The 8,532-nt window shown below is 60.1% G+C and carries 8 protein-coding genes and 1 pseudogene; 4 read left to right on the top strand and 5 right to left on the bottom strand.

Annotation, left to right across the window (positions count from 1 at the left end; all coding sequences use genetic code 11):
- Positions 1-68: 68 nt before the first annotated feature.
- Positions 69-1,385, bottom strand: coding sequence for a Na+/H+ antiporter family protein (locus ACW9IR_RS27305; protein ID WP_110720627.1), 1,317 nt, complete (start codon positions 1,383-1,385; stop codon positions 69-71).
- A 256-nt stretch (positions 1,386-1,641) separates the two neighbouring features.
- Between ACW9IR_RS27305 and ACW9IR_RS27300 the strand changes: the two are divergent.
- Both ACW9IR_RS27300 and ACW9IR_RS27295 read left to right on the top strand, forming a co-directional pair.
- Positions 1,642-2,931, top strand: a pseudogene (locus ACW9IR_RS27300) (HAMP domain-containing protein); the annotation flags it as partial.
- A gap of 102 nt (positions 2,932-3,033) precedes the next feature.
- A complete protein-coding gene (locus ACW9IR_RS27295; RefSeq protein ID WP_371044236.1) occupies positions 3,034-3,789 on the top strand; it encodes a methyl-accepting chemotaxis protein in 756 nt (251 codons plus the stop codon).
- A gap of 296 nt (positions 3,790-4,085) precedes the next feature.
- On the opposite strand, the gene ACW9IR_RS27290 is transcribed toward ACW9IR_RS27295, so the two are convergent.
- From ACW9IR_RS27290 to ACW9IR_RS27275, 4 genes are read right to left on the bottom strand one after another with little or no spacing between them, the layout of a single operon-like run.
- Positions 4,086-5,399 (bottom strand): sensor histidine kinase, encoded by a 1,314-nt coding sequence (locus ACW9IR_RS27290; protein ID WP_122597046.1) that lies wholly within the window; start codon positions 5,397-5,399, stop codon positions 4,086-4,088.
- Entirely contained in the window at positions 5,396-6,064 is a 669-nt protein-coding gene (locus ACW9IR_RS27285; protein ID WP_007915592.1) for a response regulator transcription factor, read from the bottom strand. The genes ACW9IR_RS27290 and ACW9IR_RS27285 overlap by 4 nt, the downstream gene beginning before the upstream one ends.
- Before the next feature lie 3 nt (positions 6,065-6,067).
- Positions 6,068-6,379, bottom strand: a complete 312-nt coding sequence (locus ACW9IR_RS27280) for a PepSY domain-containing protein (RefSeq protein WP_064118601.1) — start codon at positions 6,377-6,379, stop codon at positions 6,068-6,070.
- Positions 6,379-6,687 (bottom strand): PepSY domain-containing protein, encoded by a 309-nt coding sequence (locus ACW9IR_RS27275; protein ID WP_122608638.1) that lies wholly within the window; start codon positions 6,685-6,687, stop codon positions 6,379-6,381. Before ACW9IR_RS27275 ends, ACW9IR_RS27280 begins: the two co-directional genes overlap by 1 nt.
- Before the next feature lie 245 nt (positions 6,688-6,932).
- On the opposite strand from ACW9IR_RS27275, the gene ACW9IR_RS27270 reads away from it, so the two are divergent.
- Complete coding sequence (locus tag ACW9IR_RS27270; protein WP_457465721.1) at positions 6,933-8,012, top strand: patatin-like phospholipase family protein; 1,080 nt, start codon at positions 6,933-6,935, stop codon at positions 8,010-8,012.
- A gap of 85 nt (positions 8,013-8,097) precedes the next feature.
- Positions 8,098-8,454: a 6-carboxytetrahydropterin synthase QueD gene (gene queD, locus ACW9IR_RS27265; protein WP_007915588.1), complete on the top strand. Its 357-nt coding sequence runs from the start codon at positions 8,098-8,100 to the stop codon at positions 8,452-8,454.
- The last annotated feature ends 78 nt before the right edge of the window (positions 8,455-8,532 follow it).

Here is an 8,532-nt window from a genome sequence, read left to right as displayed (position 1 = left end):
ATATCAGGCAAAAGTCAGTTGAGGGCTTCCCCTCAACCATAGAATCTCCCACAGGAGATCGGTGGGGTTCAGAGAACCATCGCGGCCACCCAGCCGAACGCCAGCAACGGCAGGTTGTAGTGCAGGAACGTCGGCACCACGGTGTCCCAGATGTGGTGATGCTGGCCGTCGATGTTCAGGCCGGAGGTCGGGCCGAGGGTCGAATCCGAGGCTGGCGAACCGGCATCGCCCAGCGCGCCGGCGGTACCAACGATGCACACGATAGCGATCGGGCTGAAGCCCAGTTGCACGCACAGCGGCACGAAAATCACCGCCAGGATCGGCACTGTCGAGAAGGATGAGCCGATGCCCATGGTCACCAGCAACCCCACCAGCAACATCATCAAGGCGCCGATGCCCTTGCTGTGATCGATCCACGCCGCCGACGTTTGCACCAGTGTCTGCACTTCCCCGGTGGCCTTGATCACTTCGCCGAAACCGGAAGACGCGATCATGATGAAGCCGATCATCGCCATCATCTTCATGCCTTCGGTGAACAGATCGTCGGTCTCACGCCACTTGACGATGCCGGACGCCGAGAAGATCAGGAAGCCAGCCAGCGCGCCGATAATCATCGAGTCCAGCAACAACTGAATAATGAACGCGGCGGCAATCGCCACACCGGCAATCATCAGGCTGAGCGGGTTGTACTGCACCGCCACCTGTTCGACTTGCTCGATCTTCGCCAGGTCATAAACGCGTTTCTTGCGGTAGCTGATAAAGGCAATGCCCAGCCCCACCAACATGCCCAGCGCCGGAATGCCCATGGCGTGGGTGACGTTGATGCCACTGATGTCGACGCCACTGCGCGCAACATTCGCCAACAAAATCTCATTGAGGAAAATGTTACCGAAGCCTACCGGGAGGAACATGTACGGCGTGATCAGACCGAATGTCATGACACAGGCGATCAAGCGACGGTCGAGTTGCAGCTTGGTCAGTACATAGAGAAGTGGCGGCACCAGCAGCGGAATGAACGCGATGTGGATCGGCAGGATGTTCTGCGAAGCGATCGCCACCACCCATAACAGGCCGATCAGCAGCCATTTGACGCTGCCACCGCCGGTCGCGTGCTGACGATCAACCATCGCCAACGCCTTGTCGGCCAGCGCGTGGGCCAGGCCGGACTTGGCAATCGCCACGGCGAAAGCGCCGAGCAACGCGTAGGACAACGCCACCGTCGCGCCGCCGCCCAGGCCACTGTTGAACGCCTTGAGCGTGGCGTCGATGCCCAGACCACCGGTCAGACCGCCGACCAGCGCGCCGACGATCAAAGCGATCACGACGTGCACGCGGGACAGGCTGAGCACCAGCATGACGCCGACTGCCGCTATGACTGCATTCATTTCACTACCTCGAAAAACACTGCGGTGGAAACCACACCGCCAGACAGGATGAGTCCGCACAGGTTGACCGGCGGATTTGCAAAGAGGGTCTTATTAGAAGGGCGCGCACTGTGAATGAAGCAGCGGCAAGCTGCAAGTCACAAGCGGCAAGCTTTTGCGTTTTTTCACTTGCAGCTTGCGGCTGGAAGCTCAAGAAAGCTGCTCTTGGGCCGTTACATTGCAAAGTCTCAGATATTTATCGAATAAGGACGTCTCCATGTCGCTCAGACAACTTTCCATCCAATGGAAAATCACCCTGCTCGCCGGCCTCTGCCTGGCCGGTATCGTGACCCTGTTGGTCGGTCTTTCGCTGTATCGCATGGAGCACAGTTCTGCACTGGTGAAAGCTTCGAGCATGGAAATGCTCACCGAGTCGGCGCAAGCGCGCATCGAGTCGCAAGGTGAAGTGCAGGCCGCCGGCATTCGCCAGCAGTTCATGGACGCCTATCAATATGGCCACGGCTTCTCGCGACAGGTGCTGTTTCTGCGCGAACAAGCCGAGAAGCGTTTCCTCGATGCCTTCGACCTGCGTGAGGACATGACCCGTCAGGTCAAATCGGCGCTGCAAGCCAACCCGGACTTGCTCGGCCTGTCGCTGGTGTTCGAAGCCAACGCCCTGGACGGCAAGGACGAATTGTTCGCCGGCCAAGCCGAATTAGGCAGCAATGACAAGGGCCGTTTCGCCCTGTACTGGTCGCAACCGACGCCAGGTAAAGTCACCTCGATGGCCCTGCCGGAAAGCGACATGGCCGACACCAGCACCGGCCCTAGCGGCCAAGCTGCGAACGCCTGGTTTACCTGCCCGCGTGCCACGCTCAAACCGTGTGTAATCGAACCGTACTTCTATGTGATCGACGGCCAGAAGGTGCTGATGACCAGCATCGTCTTCCCGCTGATGGTCAACGGTAAAGTCATCGCCTCGCTGTCGGTCGACATCAACCTCAACAGCCTGCAAGCGATCAGTCAGGGCGCGAGCAAGAAACTCTATGACGGCCAGACCGCCGTGAGCATCATCAGCCCCGCCGGCCTGCTCGCCGGTTACAGCCCGGACGCCGGCAAACTCAGCCAGCGTCTGGATGCCGTGGACAAAATCAGCGGCGCCGAACTGCTTAGCAAACTCGCTTCCACCAGCAGCGTCAGCAGCCTGCACAGCAACGGTCAGTTGAAAGTGCTGTCGCCGTTCCCGCCGATTCCCGGCGGCCCGTCGTGGGGCGTTTTGCTCGATGTACCGGAGAAAGTCCTGGTCAGCCGTGCCGAAGCGCTCAAGCAACAACTGGACGCGAGCAACAACTCCGGCACGCTGATCGAATTGAGTCTCGGCGTGCTGGCCGCGCTAATCGGCTTGCTGCTGGTGTGGCTGATGGCGCGCAGCGTGACCAAACCGATCCTCGGCGTAGCACACATGCTCGAAGATATCGCCAGCGGTGAAGGTGATCTGACCCGCCGTCTGGCCTACGACAAGCAGGACGAACTGGGTCAGTTGGCCGGTTGGTTCAACAAGTTCCTCGACAAGTTGCAGCCGATCATCGCCGAAGTGAAACGCTCGGTGCAGGACGCGCGCAACACCGCCGATCAGTCCTCAGCGATTGCGACCCAGACCAGCGCCGGCATGGAGCAGCAATATCGGCAGGTCGATCAGGTCGCCACTGCCTCCCACGAAATGAGCGCCACCGCACAAGACGTCGCCCGCAGCGCCGCGCAGGCTGCCGAAGCGGCCAAGGATGCTGATCGCGCGACCCGCCAGGGCCTGACCGTGATCGACCGCACTACCGCGAGCATCGACACCCTCGCCGCCGACATGAGCGCGGCGATGGTGCAAGTCGAAGGTCTGGCGGCCAACAGCGAGAAGATCGGCGCGGTGCTGGAAACCATTCGTGCCATCGCCGAACAAACCAACTTGCTGGCGCTCAACGCCGCGATCGAAGCGGCGCGTGCCGGTGAGGCCGGACGTGGTTTTGCCGTGGTCGCCGACGAAGTCCGCAACCTCGCCCGCCGCACACAGGAATCGGTGGAAGAGACCCGTCAGGTCATCGAGCAGTTGCAGAGCGGTACACAGGATGTGGTCGGGTCGATGGGCAACAGCCATCGTCAGGCTCAGGGTAGCGTTGAACAGGTTGGCCAGGCCGTGACCGCGCTGCGCCAGATTGGCGACGCGGTGACGGTGATCAGTGACATGAATCTGCAGATTGCCAGCGCGGCGGAAGAGCAGAGTGCGGTGGCCGAGGAGATCAACAACAACGTGGCGACGATCCGTGATGTAACGGAGTCGTTGTCCGGGCAGGCGAATGAGTCGGCGCGGGTGAGCCAGTCGCTCAATAGTCTGGCGAATCAGCAGCAGAGTTTGATGGATCAGTTTCGGGTGTGATTCGCAGGTTGTGGGGTGTCAGTGGGATTCCCCCCTCACCCCAGCCCTCTCCCCCCAAGGGGGGCGAGGGGGAAAGGGAGCCGATCTCCATGTTATTCAAGACCTGAGTTCGGCTCCATATTTCAGATCACGGTGATGCTTTCAAACCTGAGTTCAGACTCGGTGTTTCAAATCACGGTGATGCTTTCAAACCCTGAGTTCGACTCGGTATCTCACGTCGGTGTACCTCTCCCAGACAACGCGGTCAGTCCCCTCTCCCTCCGGGAGAGGGCTAGGGTGAGGGGCTTCTCAAAGACTCACCGCCGAGGCAACTCGATCACCACCTTCAACCCACCCCACTCACTCTCGCCCAACACCAGCAACCCGCCCCAGGTCTCGACAATATCGCGGACAATCCCCAATCCCAGACCATGCCCGTGGGTCTGCTCATCCAGCCGCGTGCCCCGGCTGAACACCTCAGTGCGCTGCTCTTCGGGAATCCCCGGGCCGTCATCTTCCACGCTCAGGGCAAAGCCGTCCGTACGTTCAATCACACTCAGACGCACTTCGGCATCCGCCCACTTGCAGGCGTTGTCCAACAGATTGCCGAGCAACTCAAGCAAATCCTCACGATCCCACGGCAACTGCAACCCCGCCGGCGCGACATAACTCAGCGCCAGATGCTCGCCATGAATCATGTTCAACGTCGCCAGCAGTCCGGGCAGTTCCGCATCGCAATCAAACAGCGCCCCCGGCAGTGCATCACCGGACAGCCGTGCCCGGTTCAATTCACGATTGAGCCGTTGCTGCACCTGCTCCAGCTGTTCCTTGAGCACCTTGCGCAACTCGGGATGCGCATCGAGTTTTTCACTGGAAGCCAGGCTCAACAACACCGCCAGCGGCGTTTTCAACGCGTGCCCGAGATTGCCCAAAGCATTGCGCGAGCGCTTGAGGCTGTCTTCAGTGTGCGCCAGCAAATGGTTGATCTGCGCCACCAGCGGCTCCAGTTCCACCGGCACCTGATCATCCAGTTGCGAGCGCTGGCCCTGCTGCAATTGCGCGATCTGCTCGCGAGCCCTTTCCAGCGGCTTCAACGCGCGGCGTACGGTCAAGCGCTGCAAGAACAGAATCAGCAGCAACGCCGCCAGACCAAGGCCAAGGCCGATCTGACGCATGCGCTGAAAGCTCTCACGTACCGGCGTGTAATCCTGCGCGACGCTGATCGAAATCGATTGGCCCAGACGCCGATAGTCCGAGCGCAGCACCAGTAATTGCTGACCGTCCGGGCCCAGTTGCAGATTGCTGTGCAGACCGGGATGGTCGAGTAGCGGCAGATCCTGATCCCACAACGAGCGTGAACGCCAATGGCTGTCGGCAAAATCAATGCGGAAATAGTGCCCGGAAAACGGCCGCTGATAGGCCGGTGAAAGATGACGCTCATCCAGCTGCAAACCCTGCGGGCCGCGCACCAGCGCCACCAGCAAACTTTCGCTGTCATTGCGCAGACCGGCTTCGAGATAACGCTGCAAACCCACTTCGAACAACCACAGACTGGTTTGCGCCACCACTACACCGACGACCACCATCACGCTGATCAAACCCAGGCTCAAACGGCGCTGGATCGACCTCACGAAGCTTGCCCGCCGAACAGGTAACCCTGGCCGCGACGGGTTTCGATCACGCTTTTGCCGAGCTTGCGGCGCAAGTGATTGACGTGAACTTCGAGGACGTTGGAATCGCGCTCGGTTTCGCCGTCGTAGAGGTGTTCGGCGAGGTGGCTTTTGGAGAGGATCTGTTCCGGGTGCAGCATGAAATAGCGCAGCAGGCGGAATTCCGCGGCGGTCAGTTGAATGTCGGCGCCATCGCGCACCACGCATTGCCGACCCTCGTCCAGATGCAGGCCGGCCGCCTGCAATGTCGGCTGATTGGCCTGGCCTTTGGAGCGGCGCAACAATGATTGAATGCGCAGTTGCAGCTCTTCAGGATGGAACGGTTTGGTCAGGTAATCGTCAGCGCCAGCCTTCAAGCCCTCGATGCGTTCGGCCCAGGAATCGCGCGCCGTGAGGATCAGCACCGGGATCGCCAGACCGCCGGCGCGCCATTGCGCCAGCACTTCAAGGCCCGGCACGCCGGGCAGGCCGAGGTCGAGAATGATCAGGTCATAGGGCTCGCTGCTGCCCTGATACAGCGCATCACGACCGTCCGCCAGCCAATCCACAGCGTAGCCTTGGCGTTGCAGGCCGGCGAGCAGTTCGTCGGCCAGCGGTACATGGTCTTCCACCAATAGCAAACGCATCGATCAATCTTCCTTGTCTTTCACAAGTTCGCCGGTATCGGCCTTCAAATGCAGCTCACGGGCGACACCTTCGACGGTGAGCAACTCGACTTCATAAATGTAGACGTCGTGTTTTTCTTCCAGCTCGACTTCCAGCAACTTTGCGCCGGGATAGCGATCCATCGCCTGCTGCAGCACTTGCTCCAGTGGCAGGATCACGCCCTGCTTGCGCAGATTCAGGGCTTCGTCCGGACCGAGGTCGCGAGCCATCGCCGTCGAGCAACACATCACCAGCGCCAACGCCGTGCGGCGGGTGGCGCGAACATTAACCTTCATTACGTATCCTGATGATCCTTGAGAACCTGCCCAGTCACCGCGTCTAATTCCAGATCCCACTCCAGCCCTTGCGGATCACGCATTTCGATCTGGTAGATGTACTTGCCGTATTGCTCTTCCAGCTCGGTGTCGGTGATCGTCGAACCCGGATGTTTGGCCAGCGCGGTGGCGTTGAGCTTCTCGAAGGAGACGATAGTACCAGCGTCGCGCAGACGCAGGGCTTCGTCAGGGCCGAGATCGCGGGCGTGGGCGAGGCTGGCAGTAAAACCAATGATCGAGGCAATGGACAGGGCAGTCAGGGTTTTCATGGGGTCTCCGTATTTTTATGTGTTGCTTACGGTGGGCACCTTAGCGGGATGAACTTAACTGAAACTGAATTGCCATCATTGCTCTGAATCAACATACAACCCCTGTAGGAGTGAGCCTGCTCGCGATAGCGGTCTATCAGTCAAATAAGTGTTAACTGACACACTGCTATCGCGAGCAGGCTCACTCCTACAAGGTTTTGCAACATGTGCTTATAATTGTTTGCTTGCTAACGATCGAGACCGGTATGACCGCCATCCACATCAAATTCCCCGCCCTCACCCTCAAGGCCGGCCCGCGCGCCATGGCGCGTATCCGTGCGCAAGGCCTGAACGCTGCCGACGTCGGCACCCTGCCCGGTGCTGCCGGTGGGCCGAAGGCGTTGGGGATTCAGGGGCTGGATCTGGCGTTGTTCGGCGAATGGCTGCCCAGCGCGCCGCGCGAGCGTTCGCTGATCGGCGCCTCGGTCGGTTCCTGGCGCTTTGCCAGCGCGTGTCTGCCGGACGCCGCCGAAGGCATCCGCCGCCTCGGTCATCTGTACGCCGAGCAGAACTTCAACAAAGGCGTGACCATGGCCGAGATCAGTCAGAGCTCGCAGCGCATGCTCAATGACCTGCTCGACGGCCGCGACGCAAGCATCCTCAATAATGCCGATTACCGCTTGAACATCATGGTGGTGAAAAGTCAGGGACGTCTGGCCGATGACCATCGCGGCCGCCTCGGTCTGGCGCTGGGTTCGGTGATTGCCGACAACTTACGCGGCCGCGCACGGCTGTCGCGGCACTTCGAACGGCTGATCATCCACGACCCGCGCCTCGCCCCACCGGTGAATGCGCTGAACGATTTCCCGTCGCGCTTCGTTGCACTGAATGCCGGCAACCTGCGTCAGGCGCTGCTGGCTTCGGGTTCGATCCCGATGGTCATGGAAGGCGTGCGCGATCTGCCGGGCGCCGGTGCTGGCACGTTCCGCGATGGCGGTCTGCTCGATTATCACCTCGACCTGCCGTACAGCGGCGACGGCATCGTGCTCTATCCGCACTTCACTGATCGGGTGATTCCCGGCTGGTTCGACAAGACCCTGCCGTGGCGCAAGGCTTCGGTGGAGCGCTTGCAGGACGTGCTGCTGCTCGCGCCATCGAAGGAATATCTGGCGCGGCTGCCCTACGGCAAACTGCCCGACCGCAATGACTTCAAACGCTTCATGGGTGATGCGCCGAGCCGGCAGAAATACTGGCACGCAGCGATGGACGAAAGCCGTCGCCTCGGTGATGAGTTCCTTGAACTGACTGCCAATGGTCGCCTCGCCGAGCGCTTGCTGACCCTTTAGTCAGCACGGCCAAACACAAGCTGGTAAACTCGCCGCCTGCCCGAATCGCTGCGGCGAACACCATCTGAACAGAGCCGAAAATACCGTGGAAATCTTCAAGGAATTTACTTTCGAATCCGCCCACCGCCTGCCGCACGTCCCGGACGGCCACAAGTGCGGGCGTCTGCACGGTCACTCGTTCAAAGTGGCGCTTCACCTCAGTGGCGACCTCGATCCGCACACCGGCTGGATCCGCGATTTCTCCGAAATCAAAGCGATCTTCAAACCGCTGTACGAGCGTCTCGATCACAACTACCTGAACGACATTCCCGGCCTGGAAAACCCAACCAGTGAAGTGCTGGCCAAATTCATCTGGAATGAAATGAAGCCGCTGCTGCCGGAACTGAGCGCGATCCGGATTCACGAGACGTGCACCAGCGGTTGCATCTATCGCGGTGAGTAACCTGGGATAGATCTCCCTTGTAGGAGCTGCCGAAGGCTGCGATCTTTTGATCTTGGTTCTTAAAAGCAAAATCAAAAG

The sequence above is a fragment of the Pseudomonas sp. SDT291_1_S447 genome (genome assembly GCF_054070155.1).
Note: the sequence above shows the minus strand (reverse complement) of the source record. Positions and strands in the feature narration are given on the sequence as shown.

Excerpts from the sequence above, each read along its gene's own strand:
- ACW9IR_RS27305 (WP_110720627.1), bottom strand. The coding sequence starts at position 1,385 with ATGAATGCAGTCATAGCGGCAGTCGGCGTCATGCTGGTGCTCAGCCTG.
- ACW9IR_RS27295 (WP_371044236.1), top strand. The coding sequence starts at position 3,034 with ATGGAGCAGCAATATCGGCAGGTCGATCAGGTCGCCACTGCCTCCCAC.
- ACW9IR_RS27285 (WP_007915592.1), bottom strand. The coding sequence starts at position 6,064 with ATGCGTTTGCTATTGGTGGAAGACCATGTACCGCTGGCCGACGAACTG.
- ACW9IR_RS27280 (WP_064118601.1), bottom strand. The coding sequence starts at position 6,379 with ATGAAGGTTAATGTTCGCGCCACCCGCCGCACGGCGTTGGCGCTGGTG.
- ACW9IR_RS27275 (WP_122608638.1), bottom strand. The coding sequence starts at position 6,687 with ATGAAAACCCTGACTGCCCTGTCCATTGCCTCGATCATTGGTTTTACT.
- ACW9IR_RS27270 (WP_457465721.1), top strand. The coding sequence starts at position 6,933 with ATGACCGCCATCCACATCAAATTCCCCGCCCTCACCCTCAAGGCCGGC.